An 18,460-nucleotide genomic window follows, 5' to 3' on the forward strand; every position below is an offset into this window, starting at 1 on the left:
TGGTGCGGAAGGAGAGACTTGAACTCTCACACCTTGCGGCGCCAGAACCTAAATCTGGTGCGTCTACCAATTCCGCCACTTCCGCATTTATTCAGCCATGACGAGCTGATGTAACTCTGATTGTATTTTTCAGTTCGGGAATTGGTGTTCCGAACTAAAGAATAATGGTGCGGAAGGAGAGACTTGAACTCTCACACCTTGCGGCGCCAGAACCTAAATCTGGTGCGTCTACCAATTCCGCCACTTCCGCATCTTGTGTTTTACATCATTCCGCGAGGGAAGGATGGTGGCTACGACGGGATTCGAACCTGTGACCCCATCATTATGAGTGATGTGCTCTAACCAACTGAGCTACGTAGCCGCTTTTAAAGTTACTGATAGAATTATTAATCAGTATCTTTGAAAATGGCAGGGCTACCTGGATTCGAACCAGGGAATGACGGGATCAAAACCCGTTGCCTTACCGCTTGGCGATAGCCCTACAGGTGCTTTTCTTCAAAGCTGCTCTTGCTTCGCAGTGAAGAAGAGAATGGTGCGGAAGGAGAGACTTGAACTCTCACACCTTGCGGCGCCAGAACCTAAATCTGGTGCGTCTACCAATTCCGCCACTTCCGCAGTACTTACCGTTGAATCAAACGATTCTAACGTTAAGTGATAGATGGCAGGTCTACCTGGATTCGAACCAGGGAATGACGGGATCAAAACCCGTTGCCTTACCGCTTGGCGATAGACCTGCAGGATGCTCGCTAGAGCACTCTCGAAGAGAGTTAATCAGAGAATGGTGCGGAAGGAGAGACTTGAACTCTCACACCTTGCGGCGCCAGAACCTAAATCTGGTGCGTCTACCAATTCCGCCACTTCCGCATTTATTCAGCCATGACGAGCTGATGTAACTCTGATTGCCGGGAATTGGTGTTCCGAACTGAAGAATAATGGTGCGGAAGGAGAGACTTGAACTCTCACACCTTGCGGCGCCAGAACCTAAATCTGGTGCGTCTACCAATTCCGCCACTTCCGCATTTTTTCTTTTTAATCAACGCCCGTAAGCATTGAGTTTGTAACTTGGTGCGGAGGGAGGGACTTGAACCCTCACGTCCTTGCGGACACTAGCACCTGAAGCTAGCGCGTCTACCAATTCCGCCACCACCGCACATGGTGTCATTTTCTCGTAAAAGAAAATGGTGGCTACGACGGGATTCGAACCTGTGACCCCATCATTATGAGTGATGTGCTCTAACCAACTGAGCTACGTAGCCATTTTTTTACAGGCTGCTGACTATACAGGATAATCAACACCTTGAAAAGGTGGCAGGGCTACCTGGATTCGAACCAGGGGATGACGGGATCAAAACCCGTTGCCTTACCGCTTGGCGATAGCCCTACAATTTGTTGTTCTCACAACAGGCTTTTTCCAAAGCCGCTCTCACTGCCTCAAAGAGGGGGAGAGAATGGTGCGGAAGGAGAGACTTGAACTCTCACACCTTGCGGCGCCAGAACCTAAATCTGGTGCGTCTACCAATTCCGCCACTTCCGCATTCTACTGTTTTACATCATTCCGGTAAAGGAAGGATGGTGGCTACGACGGGATTCGAACCTGTGACCCCATCATTATGAGTGATGTGCTCTAACCAACTGAGCTACGTAGCCTCACAAGGTTGCTGACTATACATGATAATCAACAGCATTGAAAGATGGCAGGTCTACCTGGATTCGAACCAGGGAATGACGGGATCAAAACCCGTTGCCTTACCGCTTGGCGATAGACCTGCAGGTGTTCACTTAAGAACTGCTCTCGTACCTCAAAGAGGGGAGAGAATGGTGCGGAAGGAGAGACTTGAACTCTCACACCTTGCGGCGCCAGAACCTAAATCTGGTGCGTCTACCAATTCCGCCACTTCCGCATCATGTGTTTTACATCATCCCGGTAGAGGGAGGATGGTGGCTACGACGGGATTCGAACCTGTGACCCCATCATTATGAGTGATGTGCTCTAACCAACTGAGCTACGTAGCCAATTTTAAGTTGCTGACCAAACACGTTGCTCAACAGCTTTAAATAGTGGCAGGTCTACCTGGATTCGAACCAGGGAATGACGGGATCAAAACCCGTTGCCTTACCGCTTGGCGATAGACCTGCAGGATGTTCACTTAAGAACTGTCTCTCGCGTCTCTAAGAGAGGAGAGAATGGTGCGGAAGGAGAGACTTGAACTCTCACACCTTGCGGCGCCAGAACCTAAATCTGGTGCGTCTACCAATTCCGCCACTTCCGCAACATGTGTTTTACATCATCCCGGTAGAGGGAGGATGGTGGCTACGACGGGATTCGAACCTGTGACCCCATCATTATGAGTGATGTGCTCTAACCAACTGAGCTACGTAGCCATTTTGTATCCTTTAACAGCCCTCAATTACTGGGCGCTGTCTCGGGAACGGGGCGCATTATGCTCATACCAGGTAAAAGCGTCAACAGTTTTTTTTAATATCTTCCGAAAACCCGTGTGTTCGATGGTTATTTGGACGAAATGGGCGAATGCCACACTGGAATGACGATTTTTAGCCCCTTGCCGCTAGGCTGAAAGGCTTGTCAGAATTTTCCAAAATTGTCAGGGAGATAAAAAATAAGCCAGCAATCGTGCTGGCTTATTTGATCTTGCTGTCATTGCTGCGCGTTATTCGCGCCGGTATTAGACGTTGAAGCGGAAGTGAACCACGTCACCATCTTTTACGATGTAATCTTTACCTTCCAGGCGCCACTTACCTGCTTCTTTTGCTCCGCTTTCGCCGTTGAACTCGATGAAGTGGTCGTAGCCGACAACTTCGGCACGGATAAAGCCTTTTTCGAAGTCGGTGTGGATCTTACCTGCAGCCTGTGGCGCGGTTGCACCCACAGGGATCGTCCAGGCACGGACCTCTTTTACACCGGCGGTGAAGTAGGTTTGCAGTGTCAGTAGCTCGTAGCCAGAGCGGATCACGCGGTTCAGGCCTGGTTCTTCGATACCCATGTCCGCCAGGAACTCTTCGCGATCAGCATCGTCAAGCTCGGCAATTTCAGACTCGATAGCTGCACAAACCGGTACCACAACGGCGTTTTCTTTGCTTGCGTGCTCACGCACCATGTCCAGGAACTCGTTGTCCTCGAAACCGTCTTCGCTCACATTGGCAATATACATCGTCGGTTTCAGGGTCAGGAAGTTCAGGTAGCTAATCGCTGCAGTTTCTTCTTTGGCCAGCTCGACAGAGCGAACCATGCCACCTTCTGTAAGGGTCGGCAGCAGTTTTTCCAGTACTGCGATTTCAAATTTAGCGTCTTTGTCGCCGCCTTTGGCGCGCTTAGCCTGGCGCTGGATAGCACGCTCACAGGTATCCAAATCGGACAGTGCCAGTTCAAGGTTGATCACCTCGATGTCGTCCAGCGGGTTGATTTGGCCGGCAACGTGAACAATGTTGTCGTTTTCGAAGCAGCGTACGACGTGGCCGATCGCATCGGTCTCGCGGATGTTCGCCAGGAACTTGTTACCCAGGCCTTCACCTTTGGACGCACCGGCAACCAGGCCTGCAATATCGACGAATTCCATTGTGGTAGGCAGTACGCGCTCAGGATTAACAATGTTCGCCAGAGCATCCAGACGAAGATCTGGCACAGGTACAACGCCGGTGTTTGGTTCGATAGTACAGAACGGGAAGTTTGCCGCTTCGATACCCGCTTTCGTTAAGGCGTTGAATAGTGTTGACTTACCTACGTTTGGCAGGCCGACGATTCCACATTTAAAACCCATGGTTGGAAACCCTTTTGGTGATTATTCGGTGAAACAGCCCTGCGTATTGCAGTGTCTCGACAACACAATGCGCAAAGCAGGAACAAGTTAGAGCAACTACAGTTATTCGGCTTTGAATGAATGTAGTCGGTTTTGCGCCTTATTCAGGCCGTCTTTCAGCAAGACATCCATGCAGCGGACGGCTTCGTCTACGGCTGCATCAATGTTGCCTTGCTCTTTGGCCGGCGCTTTGCCCAGTACAAAACCGGACACTTTATTTTTGTCGCCAGGGTGGCCGATACCGACACGCAGGCGATAGAAATCTTTGTTATTGCCCATTTTGCTGATGATGTCGCGCAGGCCGTTATGTCCGCCGTGGCCGCCGCCTTTTTTGAACTTGGCCACCCCCGGTGGCAGGTCCAGCTCATCATGAGCAACTAAGATCTCTTCCGGCTTGATCTGATAGAAATTAGCCAGAGCCGCCACGGACTTCCCGGAGAGGTTCATGAACGTGGAAGGGATCAACAAGCGTAGATCATGGCCGTTGGCCTGGATCCGGCCGGTCTGGCCAAAGTATTTCGACTCTTCTCGTAGGCTAATGTTATGGACTCGGGCCAGTTCTTCTACGACCCATGCACCCGCGTTGTGGCGGGTTTTAGCATACTCGGCACCAGGGTTAGCCAGGCCGACTAATAGACGAATATTGTTACTCACGCTAGTCTCTCAAGTCTTAGGGGCTTAAAACGCGCGCTATGTTATACCAAACCGAGCAAGATTGATATGTCCGGACGAAAAACGCCCCGCATGGCGCGGGGCGTTTGGATTTTATCGCTATGCCGAACTGTTCGGTATAGGGAGCGATTAGTGCTCGAACATCGCAGAGATTGACTCTTCGTTGCTGATGCGGCGAATCGCTTCAGCCAGCATGCCAGATAGCGTCAGTACCGATACGCGGCCTGTATCAACCATTGCCTGAGACAGTGGGATAGAGTCAGTAACGATAACTTCGTCGATCACTGATTCACGGATGTTCTGAGGCGCATTGCCAGAGAATACCGGGTGAGTTGCGTAGGCAAAAACGCGCTTGGCACCACGATCTTTCAGCGCTTCGGCAGCTTTACACAGCGTACCGCCAGTATCGATCATGTCATCAACGATGACGCAGTCACGGCCTTCAACTTCGCCGATAAGGTGCATAACCTGAGAAACGTTGGCACGTGGACGACGCTTGTCGATGATCGCAATGTCAGTGTCATCAAGCAGCTTGGCAATCGCACGGGCACGTACAACACCACCGATGTCCGGAGAAACAACCACTGGATCTTCCAGTTTCTTCGCCAGGATGTCTTCTAGCAGAACTGGGCTGCCGAATACGTTATCAACTGGAACATCAAAGAAGCCCTGAATTTGCTCAGCGTGAAGATCAACAGTCAGAACGCGGTCAACGCCGACGTTAGAAAGGAAATCAGCAACCACTTTGGCAGTAATTGGCACACGGGAAGAACGAACGCGGCGGTCTTGGCGAGCATAACCGAAGTAAGGGATTACAGCTGTAATACGACCTGCAGAAGCGCGGCGTAGGGCATCGATCATAACAACCAGTTCCATCAGGTTGTCATTGGTTGGCGCACAAGTAGATTGAATGATAAAAACGTCGCTACCACGAACGTTCTCATTAATCTGAACACAGACTTCACCGTCGGAAAAACGGTTAACTGTTGCGTCTCCTAAAGAGATGTAAAGACGGTCAGCAATGCGTTGGGCTAGTTCTGGTGTAGCGTTACCAGCAAACAGCTTCATATCAGGCACGGTGGAAACCTCAGGTTGCGTCCAAGTTGTAGTTACTGACAATCCGTAGAATGTGCGTTCAAGGCTGTCAAAAGGGGAGATGTGTTGACACCTTTTGCGACGAATCCTTGGAGCCAGTCAGGTAATTTATTCAGTGTTGCAATGGCCTCTTGTTGAGTGCTAAATTCTGCAAACACACAAGCGCCAGTGCCGGTCAGTCTTGACGGCGCGTATTCTAACAGCCACGAAAGCGCCTTATCAACCTCGGGGTGCCGTCTTCTGACGATTTTTTCGCAATCGTTTTCGTAAATCCCCGCCAACAGGGCATCCAACGTCATTTTTTTGCTATCACGAGTAAGTTCCGGATGGGTGAAAATATCAACAGTTGCAATGCTGACATCCGGTTTGGCAACCAAATACCACTTTTCCTGCGGCTCTGCCGGTTGAAGTTTTTCCCCTACGCCCTCGGCAAACGCACTCATTCCGCGGACAAAAACTGGCACGTCCGCACCGAGCTTCAGGCCGAGATCGGCCAGTTCATCCTCGCTGAGCCCGGCTTGCCACAGGTAGTTCAGGGCAACCAAGGTGGTGGCCGCATCGGACGACCCGCCACCCAGGCCTCCGCCCATCGGCAGGATTTTATCGATATGGATCTCGGCCCCGGCCCGGATGCCAGCCGCCTGTCGCAGGGCATCGGCAGCGCGATAGATCAGGTTGTCTTCGGTTGCAACGCCCTCTATGGCCGGCGAAAGGGTGATATCACCAGAGTCGTTCGCGGTAATCGTCAGGGTGTCACTGTGATCCAGAAACTGAAACAGGGTTTGCAGCTCATGGTAACCATCAGGACGGCGACCGGTGATGTAGAGGAACAGGTTTAGCTTGGCTGGCGCGGGCCAGCGAGTGGTACGGGTAATCATAGTGTGGCTCGTGTTCATGGCTGTTGGCTTTCGGTGATTTCCCACTCATTGATAATGAGGGTAATACGGACATCCCCTTGCGACAGAATCATTCGACTCGGCAGGGCCGGGGTCACCGAGTTGTCATATTCGTTGTAGTCGAGCTGCCAAAGTTGCTGGTCTATTTGTTTCGCCAGGTAGGCCACCCGGTTCTCGCTGTTGAGCTGGTAGGTATCGGCAGCCGTTGGCAGGCCTATCAGCCAGTCACGCATTTGCTCGACGGGAAGATTTATATCGGTCAGCTCCTGGATCAGGCGCGAGGCATTGGTTCCCTGATAGGTCTGGCCATCGTGGGAAATCAAGGTGGCACTGACTGGCGTGGCATCGAGCTTGAGCAGGGTTTTGCCGAGGAAGTTGGTCAGCAGCAGGTGATCGGCCTGCGGGACGGTACGCCACAGCAGGTTGGCACCAAAACGTTGCTTGCCTTTATAGCCCAACCGGCCTTTGGCCTCATAATGGTTAAGTTGCTGGAGCGACGCCTGGTGGGTTTCCCAGTCCACTAGAGGGGAAACTGGTGCCTGGCTGGCACAGCCGGATAGCAGGGAAAGAGGCAAAAGGGCGGCGAGCAAGTACCGTTTCGAGTGTAAATACAATCGAACAAATGAAATCGATGGCATAGTTTGTAATTAACTTATGGGTTTAGGCAAACAATAGCGAGAATTGGACCATAATACCAATTGCAACAAGGAATTGCTTAAGGCATCTGGGCCATAAATGGTATTTAAATTTCAACAATTGCTCAGGAATGCCAGATTGATTGCGTTAGTTTTCTTTAATTACGTTGGGGCATCAAGTAAAATCCCGCCCTGGATCTTTTTCACCGGCGAAGTTGGTACACCGTCTCCATGACATTGCTTGCATTAGGAATAAATCATAAAACGGCATCTGTGGACTTACGCGAGCGTGTTGCGTTTTCCCCGGACAAGCTGACCAAGGCATTGCAGCAGTTAGAAGCACACCCGGAGGTAACAAGTGGCGTTATCGTCTCGACTTGTAACCGCACCGAGCTCTATTGTGACGTGACCCAGGCCGGGCCGGGAATCCTGATTGATTGGTTGACCAAGTTTCACCAGCTCACGGCCGAAGAATTGATGCCGAGCCTGTATTTTCACGAAGAGCAGGCTGCTGTGAGGCACCTTATGCGGGTCGCCTGCGGTCTGGACTCATTGGTGCTCGGCGAGCCTCAAATTCTGGGACAGGTCAAGCAGTCATATTCTGACGCCCGCGATTATGAAGCCGTACATGGTATGCTGGAGAAGTTATTCCACAAGTCCTTTACGGTTGCAAAGCGGGTGCGTACCGAAACCGATATTGGTGGTAATGCCGTATCGGTGGCCTTTGCGGCCTGTACCCTGGCCAAGCAAATTTTTGAGTCGCTGTCTGAGGCCACGGTATTATTGATTGGCGCAGGCGAGACAATTGAACTGGTATCGCGCCACCTTGTCGAGCAGGGCTGCAACAAGCTGATTGTGGCTAACCGAACCAAAGAAAGGGCTGATAACCTGGCCAGGGAGTTCGGTGCCGAGGTGATTAGCCTGCCGGACATTCCCGAATATTTGCCGCGCGCCGATATCGTGATCAGCTCGACGGCCAGCCCGCTGCCGATTGTCGGTAAGGGCATGGTCGAGAAAGCCATTAAGGCGCGTCGTCATCAGCCGATGCTGCTGGTGGATATTGCCGTGCCGCGTGATATCGAGCAGGAAGTCGGTGAGTTGAACGACGCCTACCTGTATACGGTCGATGATTTGCACAGTATCGTCGAGAAGAACCGCGAGCAGCGCAAGGTTGCCGCGATCCAGGCCGAAGCTATCGTCAGCGAGGAAAGTGCCGCCTTTATGAGCTGGCTGCGTTCGCTGGAGGCGGTTGACAGTATCCGACAGTATCGTTGTCACGCCGAGGATATCAAGGCCGAGCTGCTGAGCCGAAGCCTGCAGGCTATAGCCAATGGCAGTGAGCCAGAAAAAGTACTGGCAGAACTAAGCAACAAACTGACCAACAAACTGATCCACGCACCAACCCGGGCAATGCAGCAGGCTGCGCATAACGGCGAGCCGGAAAAATTAGCGGTGATCCGCGAGACGCTGGGGTTGGAGTCGTTCAAAAATTAATATGAGGCAGGGCCACCGTGCTCTGCCATGACCGGAACACAATAGTTAAGTCGATTATGAAATCTTCAATTTTAGTGAAATTAGAAACGCTGGTTGAGCGTTACGAAGAAGTCCAGCACCTGCTTGGCGATCCTGACGTGATCGGCGATCAGGATAAATTCCGTGCGCTTTCCCGTGAATATTCTCAGCTGGAAGAAGTGACCAAGTGTTTCCAGGCTTATCAGCAGGCGAAAGAGGATCTTGAAACTGCTGAAGAAATGACGAAAGAAGATGATCCGGAAATGCGCGAAATGGCGCAGGAAGAAGTAAAAGAAGCGAAAGCCGAAATTACTCGTCTTGAAGATGAGCTTCAGGTGCTGCTGATCCCGAAAGATCCGAATGATGAGCGCAACTGCTTTATCGAAATTCGTGCCGGTGCCGGTGGTGACGAGGCCGGTATCTTTGCCGGTGACCTGTTCCGTATGTACAGCAAGTATGCAGAAAGCCGCGGTTGGCGTATCGAAGTGATGAGCGCCAATGATGCCGAGCACGGCGGTTACAAAGAAATGATCGCCAAAGTGAACGGCGAGGGTGTGTATGGTGTGCTGAAGTTTGAATCCGGCGGTCACCGCGTTCAGCGTGTTCCGGCAACGGAATCTCAAGGCCGTGTTCATACTTCGGCGTGTACGGTTGCGGTGCTTCCTGAAATCCCGGAAGCTGAGATCCCTGAAATCAATGCTGGCGATTTGAAAATCGACACCTTCCGTGCCTCGGGCGCTGGTGGTCAGCACGTTAACACCACTGACTCAGCTATCCGTATTACCCACCTGCCAACCGGTATCGTGGTGGAGTGTCAGGATGAGCGTTCACAGCATAAGAATAAGGCCAAGGCAATGTCAGTGCTGGCGGCGCGTATTATTAAAGCTGAAGAAGAGCGACGCCATGAAGCAGAGGCAAGCACCCGACGTAACCTGTTGGGCTCGGGCGATCGCTCGGACCGTATCCGCACCTATAACTACCCGCAGGGCCGAGTGTCTGATCACCGTATCAACCTGACTATCTACCGCCTGAACGAGGTGATGGAAGGGGATATGGATACCCTGATCCAGCCGGTACTGCAGGAACACCAGGCAGATCAGCTGGCTGCCATGGCTGATCAAAGCTAATGCCACTGAGCATCGAAGCGCTGCTGAAGCAGACAGTGCAGCAGCTTGTTGACGCGGGCTCAGACAGCCCGCAGTTGGATGCTGCCGTAATGCTTTGCTTTGTGCTGGACAAGCCGCGCAGCTACTTGCTGACCTGGCCGGAAAAAACGCTAGACAGTGAGCAGTCTGCTGCGTTCGACACTGTGTTGCGCCGCCGTCTGGCGGGCGAGCCAGTCGCCTATATTGTCGGCGAGCGTGAATTTTGGTCGCTGCCGCTGAAAGTGGCACCCCATACCCTGATCCCGCGTCCTGATACGGAGCGACTGGTTGAACTGGCATTGGAGAAAGTGCCGGCGGAGCCTTGCTCGGTGCTGGATCTGGGAACAGGAACCGGCGCGATAGCCCTGGCCATCGCCTCGGAACGGCCTGAGCTGAGTGTCACCGGTATCGACCTGCGCCCGGAAGCGGCCCAGCTGGCGCTGGAAAACAGCCAAAACTTGAAGATCACCAATACCCGCTTCTTGTCCGGAAGCTGGTACAGCCCGCTGACATCTGACGAGCGCTTTGCCGTCGTGGTCAGTAACCCTCCCTACATAGATAAAACTGATCCTCACCTCGAACAGGGCGACGTGCGCTTTGAGCCAAAGAGCGCTTTGGTAGCAGAAGAAAACGGCCTTGCTGATATTCGCATTATCAGCGAGCAGGGCCGCCAATACCTGCAAACCGGCGGCTGGCTGCTGATGGAGCACGGCTTTGAGCAGGGTGAGGCGGTTAGGGCAATTTTATTGGAACTGGGATATAACCAGGTATCAACAGCACAGGATTATGCCGGCCTTGATCGGGTAACCATGGGCTGTTGGCAAGGATAGAAGAGAGAAAACTATATGTACGCTGCGTTTAAACACCTCCACATGCTGGCAATTGCCTTGAGCGTTTTGCTATTTGTCGTTCGTTATTGCCTGCTGATGGCAAACTCCTCGCTGCTCGAGAAAAAGTTCCTCAAGATCACGCCGCATGTCGTTGATACCTTCCTGCTGCTTACCGGTGTCGTGCTGATTTTCATTACCGGCTTTATTCCGTTTACCGAAGCGGGTAACTGGATGACCCAGAAGCTGAGCTGTGTTCTGGCTTACATCGCACTGGGCTTCTTCACTCTGAAATACGGCAAGAACAAAGTCTTTAAGACCTTTGCGTTTCTGGGAGCGCTGGGTTGGGTGGTGGCGGCTGCAAACATTGCAACGACTAAGACATCATTCCTGGGGTAATCATGTTACGTTTTACTGATGAAGAATTAGAGCAGATGGCGCTGGTTGAAGGCGCCCTGGAAATGACAGCGGCAATTGATCCTGCATTTCCTACCGGCTGGGTTCGACTGCAGATTAATAAGCTGGCTCAGGAAGCGGAGCATGCCCTGATGGACGAGCCAAACCCGCACTTGCGACTGGAAGGGTTAATTCGGCTGTTTTACCGCGAGTGGGGGTTCTGTGGTGATCAGCAGCAGTACTTTTCTTCGGAAAATGTTTTTCTCGATAAGGTACTGGAACGCAAGAAAGGCATCCCGGTCAGCCTGGGGGCTATTTTCCTCTACCTTGCCCAACATCTTGACTTACCGGTTAGCAGTGTGGGCTTTCCCACTCAGTTTATCCTCAAGGTTGACTGGTATGACGGTGAGCAGCAGTACATCAACCCGTTTGACGGTGAGTACCTGAGCAAGCGGACAATGGGGGCCTGGTTGAAAGGTCACCGCGGTCCGTTTACCGAGCTGCGCCAGGAGCACCTGGACGAGGCTGACAATGCCGACATCCTGACCCGCTGGCTGACTGTCATGAAAAGTGCGCTGCTTCGGGAAGAGCACTTCGCTGATGCCCTTCGCTGCAGTGACATGGCACTGGAGTTCAGCCCGGGCGATCCGCATGAAATTCGCGATCGCGGCTATATTTACCAGCAGCTGGAGTGCAGCCATGTGGCGGCAATGGACTATGAGTATTTCATCGAGCAATGTCCGGAAGACCCGGCCGCTGAGCTGTTGAAGCTTCAGGTGCAGGCACTCAATGAAGAGCCTCTTACGCTGCATTAAGGTTGGCAGGGTAGAGCGGCAATAATTCGGAGGTAAGCGTCGGGGTACAGTGTGGCGTTTACTTCAACATTCTGAATGAAAGAGAGAATATGATGGAACAGAAAGTTGTTCGAGTTGGTGATATCGATGTTGCCAATGACAAGCCGTTTGTCTTGTTTGGTGGCATGAACGTACTTGAATCTCGCGATATGGCTATGCAGATCTGTGAGAAATACGTGGAAGTGACCGACAAACTCGGTATTCCTTATGTATTTAAGGCGTCTTTTGACAAAGCAAACCGCTCTTCCGTTCACTCTTACCGTGGTCCGGGCATGGAAGAAGGCCTGAAGATCTTCCAGGAGCTGAAAGACACCTTCGGCGTGAAGATCATTACCGATATCCACGAGCAGTATCAGGCTCAGCCTGTAGCTGATGTTGTCGATGTGATCCAGTTACCTGCTTTCCTTGCCCGCCAGACTGATCTGGTTGAGGCGATGGCAAAAACCGGTGCTGTGATCAATGTGAAAAAACCCCAGTTCATGAGCCCGGGCCAGGTGGGGAATATTGTCGAGAAATTTGCCGAGTGCGGCAACGAGAACATTATTCTTTGCGAGCGCGGCGTACTGCATGGTTACGATAACCTGGTGGTTGATATGCTGGGCTTCGATGTGATGAAAAAGGCGTCAAAAGGCAGCCCGATCATCTTTGATGTGACCCATGCCCTGCAGTGCCGTGATCCGCAGGGTGCTGCCTCCGGCGGTCGTCGTGAGCAGACGGTTGATCTGGCGCGTTCTGGTATCGCGACAGGGATCGGTGGTCTGTTTATGGAAGCTCACCCGACCCCGGATCAGGCGCGTTGCGATGGCCCGTCAGCGTTCCCGCTGGACAAGCTAGAGCCGTTCCTGGCACAAATCAAGCAGCTTGATGATCTGATCAAGGGCTTTGAACCGATCGAGATCAAATAACCAAAACTGACTCGAATAATATACGGCCCGGCAGGTTTTCCTGCTGGGCCGTTGTTTTTTTGTACGATTATTGCGTAGATAAAAAAAATATAACCTGTGAAAATTTAGTGAATCCGTCTGGTATATCTCTATCTTGTGGTGATATCAATTATTCATCTTGATAGTGATAGCGAATATCCCTGCCCTTAAGCGGCTATCAGAGCGGGAAGTTTGCCGTTTGCTTTGTGAGACTTTTATTCTGCATCTGTATACTCACTGCCGAGTAAAATTTCGTGGAAGTAGGGTGTTACGTGTCATTATCTCAAGATATACCTCTGAGTCATTCTGAGGAGTCGGTTTCTCACTGGAGCAAACACGATACCAGCTGGATGCTGAGCCTGTTTGGAACTGCTGTGGGGGCCGGTATTTTGTTCTTGCCGATCAATATCGGCGTGGGTGGCTTTTGGTCACTGGTAATTATGGCCCTGATGGCGGGGCCGATGACGTTCCTTGCCCATCGTGGTCTGGCCCGTTTCGTTTTGTCGTCGTCCAAGCCTGATGCTGACTTTACCGATGTGGTGGAAGAGCACTTCGGAGCCAGTGCCGGGCGCCTTATTTCTCTGCTGTATTTTCTTTCTATTTTTCCGATCCTGCTGATTTATGGCGTGGGTCTGACCAATACGGTTGATAGCTTTATCGTTAACCAGCTGGGCATGGAGGCACCGTCACGGGTGCTCCTGTCGGGTGTATTGGTATTCGGCATGATCGCTATTATGATGGCGGGCGAAAAAGTGATGCTGAGAGCGTTTGAGGTGATTGTCTATCCGCTGGCAGCTATCCTGGCGGGCTTGTCATTCTACCTGATCCCGAACTGGCAGATGCCGGATCTCTCCACTTTGCCCGAGTGGGGAAGCTTTTCTGTGACGCTGTGGCTTGCGGTACCGGTGACGGTTTTTGCCTTTAGCCATGCGGCGGCTATTTCCAGTTTTGCCAATGCCCAGCGTCGCCACTATGGTCGCGAGGCGGGTCAAAAGTCCGAACAGATCCTCAAGCGCACCTCGGTGATGCTGATCTCGTTCGTTTTGTTCTTTGTCTTTTCTTGTGTATTGAGCCTGAGCCCGGCGCAGCTGCTGGAAGCCAAGGCGCAAAATGTCTCGGTACTGTCATATCTGGCCAATGTTCACAATAGTCCGTTCATTGTTGCCTTGGGACCGCTGATCGCTTTTATTGCCATCTCTTCGTCGTTTCTTGGTCATTTCATGGGGGCACGTGAAAGCCTGAATGGCATGCTGCAGAAACAGTTCAGCCTGGCACCGGCAAAACTGGATAAGCTAGGGATCGTATTTATGTTCCTGGCAATCTGGTTTGCTGCGGTGATGAACCCGAGCATTCTTGGCATGATGGAAGCCTTGTCCGGCCCGGTGATTGCGATGATCCTGTTTATCATGCCGATGCTGGCTGTGTACAAGGTGGAGAGCCTGAAGTGTTATCGCGGTAGGTTCAGTACCTACTTTATTCTGCTGGTGGGGCTGCTGGCCGTCTCGGCAATTGTGTTTAGCCTGTTCTAGCCAGTACAAAGAATAACAAACAAAAAGGCTTGCCGTTGTGGCAAGCCTTTTTTGTTTCATCACCGTTCTTGCTGTTACAGCTTGAAGCGGTTGATTTCCTGCTGCAGTTCGTGCGACAGGTGAGAAAGCTCAGCAGCCTGCTTGGCAGCTTCGTCGGCTTCTACTGCCAGCTCGTTGGATACGTCGCGGATCCCTTCGGTATTGCGGGTGATTTCGGACGTTACTGACGATTGTTCTTCAGCCGCAGAAGCAATCTGGGTTGCCATGTCACTGATGTTGGTGACGGCGCTGTTGATCTGAGACAGGCTGGCAGAGGCGGCATTGGCGTCATCAACACTGGTCTCGGCCAGACGGCGGCTGTCTTCCATGATACCGACAGCGCGACCTGTCGTCTGCTGCAGGGTTTCGATCATTTGCTGGATTTCCTGCGTCGAGGCGTGAGTACGCTGGCTCAGTACGCGTACCTCGTCGGCAACCACGGCAAATCCGCGGCCCTGTTCACCGGCACGTGCGGCCTCGATGGCTGCATTCAGTGCCAGCAGGTTCGTCTGCTCGGCAATACCCTGAATCGTTGACAAGATGGTGTTGATGCTCTGGGCATGGGTGTTGAGTTCGCCAATCACACCGGTTGCGGTGTCAACTTCACCGGCAAGGCCGGTGATCGACTGTTGGCTCTGGCTGACCTGTACCGAACCGTGCTCCGAGACTTCGACTGTTTCGCTCGAGGTGCGAGCAGTATTATCTGCATTACCGGCAATTTCCTGGGTAGCGGCAGCCATCTCGTTAATAGCCGTTGCCACCATGTTGATTTCGTCTTGCTGGTGCTGAATACGGGTGCTGCGCTCTTCGGCCTGCGAAGCGGTAATGTGGGCTTGCTGGGTCAGCGAGCTGGATACTTCCTGCAGACGCGAGACCATACCGTGCATGTTGCCGACAAAGCGGTTGAAGTTGTGTGCCAGCTGGCCTACTTCATCGTCGCTGCGTGGGTCAAGGCGCTGGGTCAGGTCGCCTTCGCCGGTTGCAATCTCGGCCAGGGCCTGGGAAACACGGCCTAAATCGCGGAACAGGAAGCCGACTAGCCAGGCAACAGCACTGACGACAATCAGGGTAATAATGATTGAGGTGACAATGAGCTGGCGCAGCAGGCTGGTATGGCTGGCTTCTTCTGTCGTACGGTCCATTTCAAGGCCGAGGATCCAGCTGGTGCCGGGTACATTGGCAAAATGCAGCAGCTTTTCCTCGCCGTTGATCGTGACGACTTCAATACGGTTTGACTGAATTGCCGACTCGATGCGGCCCATGTTCAGCTCGTCGCTGTAGCGGTTGATTGGCTGAAGCAGTAGCGATTCATCAGGGTGGGCCAGGAAAGTATTGTCTTGCTTGTTAAGCAGCATCGCGTAGGCGTTCTGGCCGACATCCAGGTTGATCACATCCTTGATAAGCTGGTCGATTAATACGTCGGCACCAACGACCCCCATCATAGTGCCGTTTTTCATCACCGGCTCAGCAATGGTCACCAGCAGCGCGTTGGTAATGGCATCCTGGTAGGCCGTCGTAATGATCTGGGTGCCGGCATTTTGGGCATCACGATACCAAGGACGAGTCCGTGGGTCGTAGTCGGCCCGGTTACGCTCCGGGTGTGAGCGATACATGCCACCTGCTGGCGTACCCAGGAAAATATCATCAAAGCCGCCGGCTTTTCGGGCCTGCTGCAAAAATGGAACAACATTGCTCTCGGTGCTGTAGTCATTGAACGCTTTGGCAATGTCACTACGGATAGAGATCCAGTCTGAAATGCCTTCGGTTGCGGTTTTAGAAAGGCTTTCGGCCCGCGAGTAGATGCCACTGCGGGTTTGCTCAAAAAGCCGATCGGCAGCTAGCCAGGTCAGGGCGGTTGCCATAACAACCACTGCAGACAAGCTGGCTCCTATTAGTTTCTGTTTCAATGATAATTTCATTTTTATTCAGTTTTAAAGGCAAATAGTAGGGGGGATTGGTAGGCCCGAATTTTATAGACATTTCAATCAATATGCACGGAAAAGTGATGTGCGTCATACTATGTGTAACTTGTTGAGTAGTAATGTTTTTTTATTGACGTTAATATGGTATGCGCGTCAAAAAAATGCCGTCATTGCTTGGGGTAATGACGGCATTTTTTCTATCATATAGTCGTGAGTTGTGCGGTTATATGATTATGGGCTAGAGCTTAAAGCGAGTGATTTCCTTGCGTAAACTTGCCGATAGCTCCGAAAGCTGAAGAGCTTGCTCGCTCGCTTCGTTGGCTTCCAGGGCGAGCTGATCGGAGACTTCTCTGACAGCTTCGGTATTGCGGGTGATTTCTGATGTTACCAGCGATTGCTCTTCGGCTGCCGAGGCGATTTGGGTCGCCATATCACTGATCTGGTTGACCGACTGGGTAATATGGCCGAGGCTGGTACTGGCTGAGGCTGCATCGGTGACACTGGTTTCGGCCAGTAGTTTACTGTCACTCATGATGGAGACCGCCTCACTTGTGGTCTGCTGCAGCGTCTCGATAGTTTGCTGGATTTCCTGAGTCGAGGAATGGGTGCGCTGGCTGAGGATCCGTACCTCGTCGGCGACAACGGCAAAGCCTCGGCCCTGCTCTCCGGCACGGGCTGCCTCTATGGCTGCATTCAGTGCCAGCAAGTTGGTTTGCTCGGCAATATCCTGAATAGTGGAAAGAATGCTATTTATATTCTGGGCATGATGATCAAGCGCCTTGATCACCTCGGTAGCACTATCAACTTCATGAGCCAGGTTACTGATTGAATGCTGGCTCTTGTCCACTTCTCCTGCACCAAGCTGGGCGTGGGAGACCGTTTTTTCTGATGTCTGGGCGGTGTTTTCGGCGTTGTTGGCAATTTCCTGGGTGGCTGTGGCCATTTCGGTAATGGCTGTCGCGACCATATTGATTTCATCCTGCTGTTGCTGGATTCGCTGGCTGCGCTGCTGGGCATGGTTGGCCGTATCATGGGCTTGTTCGGCCAGTGAACCTGACATATGGCTCAGGCGGCTGATCATGCCGTGCATGTTATCCAGGAAGCGGTTGAAGTTATTGGCCAGCTGACCTATCTCATCGTTGCTGTGGGGCTGCAGGCGTTGGGTTAAATCGCCTTCCCCGTTGGCGATGTCGGCCAAGGCGACGGAAACCTTGCCTAAATCACGGAACAGGTAATTGACGAGCATGGATACGGCCAACAGGGCAATCAATGTGCCGATAATGCCTGTGGCAATCAGGCTTTTTAGCAACTGGTTATGGCTGGCTTCTTCTGTGGCTCGATCCATTTCAACAGCAAAAATCCAGTCACTGTTATCAACCCCGCCGAAGTAGATCAGTTTTTGCTGATTGTTCTGTTCAAAAATCTGGATGCTTTTCTCGGCCATGGCGGCGTGTATTTGGCTGACCGTCAGTTCGGGAGCAAGCTCGGCGAGTGGCTGAAGTGCGAGCTGACTTTTGTAGTAAGCCAGAATATCGCCCTGGCGAGTGAGCAACATGGCATTGGAGCTCTTTCCGACATCATAGCCGGTGATCGTTTTTTGTAAGTAATCCAGGGTAATATCGGCACCAATCACACCGACTGTTTGGCCATTGAGCCTGACCGGGGCGGAAAAGGTCAGCATCGGCTTACCATTCGCTGTGCCTTTATAGGGCGCGGACGTGCTGACCGATGACGAGTTTATCGCCTGCTGGTACCAGTTGCGGGTGCGAGCATCGAAGTTTTCTAACGCAGTAGTATGGTTGCCCGCGATGAACAGGTTACCTTCCAGATCAGCAAAGAAGACATCGTTGAACTGACCATTCTTTTTGGCTTGATCCATGACAGTGGGAAGTTGCTCCAGGCCGGAGAGTTGGGCGGCTGAAGCGATGATAATTTTGTGCTCCTCCAGCCAGTAGCCGACCGCGTCGGTGGCGATATTGGTCAGGCTGGTGGCGCGGGCATAGATACCGCTCCGGCTTTGGGAGAAGAGTTCATTGGAGGCAAGCCATATCAAGCCCCCGGCAATAAGTATGATGGCTGAGAAAACACATCCGAGTAATTTATGTTTTAGTGTTAGATTCATTGAGGCTGTCTATTTATAGTACGGTAGACTGTATATGATATATTTATGGGGTGAAAACGCCATCCCAATTATTGTGAT

The 18,460-nt window shown here is 52.2% G+C and carries 14 protein-coding genes and 19 tRNA genes; 7 read left to right on the forward strand and 26 right to left on the reverse strand.

Annotated elements, in window-relative coordinates:
- The 24 genes from EIZ48_RS15170 to lolB all read right to left on the reverse strand — a co-directional run bounded on the left by EIZ48_RS15170 (position 1) and on the right by lolB (position 7,068).
- Positions 1-85 (reverse strand) — tRNA-Leu (locus EIZ48_RS15170).
- Positions 86-165: 80 nt separating this feature from the next.
- Positions 166-250 (reverse strand) — tRNA-Leu (locus EIZ48_RS15175).
- 34 nt (positions 251-284) lie between these two features.
- Positions 285-361 (reverse strand) — tRNA-Met (locus EIZ48_RS15180).
- 45 nt (positions 362-406) lie between these two features.
- Positions 407-481 (reverse strand) — tRNA-Gln (locus tag EIZ48_RS15185).
- 49 nt (positions 482-530) lie between these two features.
- A tRNA-Leu gene (locus tag EIZ48_RS15190) sits at positions 531-615 on the reverse strand.
- A 44-nt stretch (positions 616-659) separates the two neighbouring features.
- Positions 660-734, reverse strand: a tRNA-Gln gene (locus tag EIZ48_RS15195).
- 45 nt (positions 735-779) lie between these two features.
- Positions 780-864 (reverse strand) — tRNA-Leu (locus tag EIZ48_RS15200).
- Positions 865-933: 69 nt separating this feature from the next.
- Positions 934-1,018: transfer RNA gene (locus tag EIZ48_RS15205), tRNA-Leu, on the reverse strand.
- A 45-nt stretch (positions 1,019-1,063) separates the two neighbouring features.
- Positions 1,064-1,150 (reverse strand) — tRNA-Leu (locus tag EIZ48_RS15210).
- A gap of 29 nt (positions 1,151-1,179) precedes the next feature.
- Positions 1,180-1,256, reverse strand: a tRNA-Met gene (locus tag EIZ48_RS15215).
- A 50-nt stretch (positions 1,257-1,306) separates the two neighbouring features.
- Positions 1,307-1,381: transfer RNA gene (locus tag EIZ48_RS15220), tRNA-Gln, on the reverse strand.
- Between the two features lie 68 nt (positions 1,382-1,449).
- Positions 1,450-1,534 (reverse strand) — tRNA-Leu (locus tag EIZ48_RS15225).
- Positions 1,535-1,570: 36 nt separating this feature from the next.
- A tRNA-Met gene (locus EIZ48_RS15230) sits at positions 1,571-1,647 on the reverse strand.
- 45 nt (positions 1,648-1,692) lie between these two features.
- Positions 1,693-1,767, reverse strand: a tRNA-Gln gene (locus EIZ48_RS15235).
- A 49-nt stretch (positions 1,768-1,816) separates the two neighbouring features.
- Positions 1,817-1,901, reverse strand: a tRNA-Leu gene (locus EIZ48_RS15240).
- 35 nt (positions 1,902-1,936) lie between these two features.
- A tRNA-Met gene (locus tag EIZ48_RS15245) sits at positions 1,937-2,013 on the reverse strand.
- A 46-nt stretch (positions 2,014-2,059) separates the two neighbouring features.
- Positions 2,060-2,134, reverse strand: a tRNA-Gln gene (locus tag EIZ48_RS15250).
- A gap of 51 nt (positions 2,135-2,185) precedes the next feature.
- Positions 2,186-2,270, reverse strand: a tRNA-Leu gene (locus EIZ48_RS15255).
- A 35-nt stretch (positions 2,271-2,305) separates the two neighbouring features.
- Positions 2,306-2,382, reverse strand: a tRNA-Met gene (locus EIZ48_RS15260).
- 302 nt (positions 2,383-2,684) lie between these two features.
- Positions 2,685-3,776, reverse strand: coding sequence for a redox-regulated ATPase YchF (gene ychF / locus EIZ48_RS15265; protein ID WP_075763234.1), 1,092 nt, complete (start codon positions 3,774-3,776; stop codon positions 2,685-2,687).
- A 102-nt stretch (positions 3,777-3,878) separates the two neighbouring features.
- The gene (gene pth / locus EIZ48_RS15270) at positions 3,879-4,469 is read right to left on the reverse strand and encodes an aminoacyl-tRNA hydrolase (protein ID WP_075763233.1); all 591 of its coding nucleotides are present in this window, start codon (positions 4,467-4,469) and stop codon (positions 3,879-3,881) included.
- 147 nt (positions 4,470-4,616) lie between these two features.
- Complete coding sequence (locus tag EIZ48_RS15275) at positions 4,617-5,564, reverse strand: ribose-phosphate diphosphokinase (RefSeq protein ID WP_160653071.1); 948 nt, start codon at positions 5,562-5,564, stop codon at positions 4,617-4,619.
- Between the two features lie 32 nt (positions 5,565-5,596).
- On the reverse strand, positions 5,597-6,460 hold the full coding sequence (gene ispE / locus EIZ48_RS15280; protein ID WP_160653074.1) for a 4-(cytidine 5'-diphospho)-2-C-methyl-D-erythritol kinase: 864 nt from the start codon (positions 6,458-6,460) through the stop codon (positions 5,597-5,599).
- Between the two features lie 14 nt (positions 6,461-6,474).
- Positions 6,475-7,068 carry a lipoprotein insertase outer membrane protein LolB gene (gene lolB, locus EIZ48_RS15285; protein WP_240152984.1) on the reverse strand — a complete coding sequence of 198 codons (594 nt, stop codon included), beginning with the start codon at positions 7,066-7,068 and terminating at the stop codon, positions 6,475-6,477.
- Positions 7,069-7,344: 276 nt separating this feature from the next.
- On the opposite strand from lolB, the gene hemA reads away from it, so the two are divergent.
- The 7 genes from hemA (at position 7,345) to EIZ48_RS15320 (ending at position 14,299) form a co-directional block, all read left to right on the forward strand.
- Positions 7,345-8,607: a glutamyl-tRNA reductase gene (gene hemA, locus EIZ48_RS15290; protein WP_160653079.1), complete on the forward strand. Its 1,263-nt coding sequence runs from the start codon at positions 7,345-7,347 to the stop codon at positions 8,605-8,607.
- A gap of 56 nt (positions 8,608-8,663) precedes the next feature.
- Entirely contained in the window at positions 8,664-9,752 is a 1,089-nt protein-coding gene (prfA, locus tag EIZ48_RS15295; RefSeq protein ID WP_075763229.1) for a peptide chain release factor 1, read from the forward strand.
- Positions 9,752-10,600, forward strand: coding sequence for a peptide chain release factor N(5)-glutamine methyltransferase (prmC, locus tag EIZ48_RS15300; protein ID WP_160653081.1), 849 nt, complete (start codon positions 9,752-9,754; stop codon positions 10,598-10,600). Before prfA ends, prmC begins: the two co-directional genes overlap by 1 nt.
- Positions 10,601-10,615: 15 nt before the next feature.
- A complete protein-coding gene (locus EIZ48_RS15305; protein ID WP_075763227.1) occupies positions 10,616-10,996 on the forward strand; it encodes a SirB2 family protein in 381 nt (126 codons plus the stop codon).
- Positions 10,997-10,998: 2 nt separating this feature from the next.
- A complete protein-coding gene (locus EIZ48_RS15310) occupies positions 10,999-11,808 on the forward strand; it encodes a SirB1 family protein (RefSeq protein WP_160653084.1) in 810 nt (269 codons plus the stop codon).
- 89 nt (positions 11,809-11,897) lie between these two features.
- Positions 11,898-12,752, forward strand: a complete 855-nt coding sequence (gene kdsA / locus EIZ48_RS15315; RefSeq protein WP_175577505.1) for a 3-deoxy-8-phosphooctulonate synthase — start codon at positions 11,898-11,900, stop codon at positions 12,750-12,752.
- A gap of 290 nt (positions 12,753-13,042) precedes the next feature.
- On the forward strand, positions 13,043-14,299 hold the full coding sequence (locus EIZ48_RS15320; RefSeq protein ID WP_160653087.1) for an aromatic amino acid transport family protein: 1,257 nt from the start codon (positions 13,043-13,045) through the stop codon (positions 14,297-14,299).
- Positions 14,300-14,373: 74 nt separating this feature from the next.
- On the opposite strand, the gene EIZ48_RS15325 is transcribed toward EIZ48_RS15320, so the two are convergent.
- Both EIZ48_RS15325 and EIZ48_RS15330 read right to left on the reverse strand, forming a co-directional pair.
- Positions 14,374-16,257 carry a methyl-accepting chemotaxis protein gene (locus EIZ48_RS15325; RefSeq protein ID WP_160653090.1) on the reverse strand — a complete coding sequence of 628 codons (1,884 nt, stop codon included), beginning with the start codon at positions 16,255-16,257 and terminating at the stop codon, positions 14,374-14,376.
- 241 nt (positions 16,258-16,498) lie between these two features.
- A complete protein-coding gene (locus EIZ48_RS15330) occupies positions 16,499-18,382 on the reverse strand; it encodes a methyl-accepting chemotaxis protein (RefSeq protein ID WP_160653093.1) in 1,884 nt (627 codons plus the stop codon).
- Positions 18,383-18,460: the final 78 nt, after the last annotated feature.

The organism is Photobacterium alginatilyticum, assembly GCF_009910675.1.
Lineage (GTDB): Bacteria > Pseudomonadota > Gammaproteobacteria > Enterobacterales > Vibrionaceae > Photobacterium > Photobacterium alginatilyticum.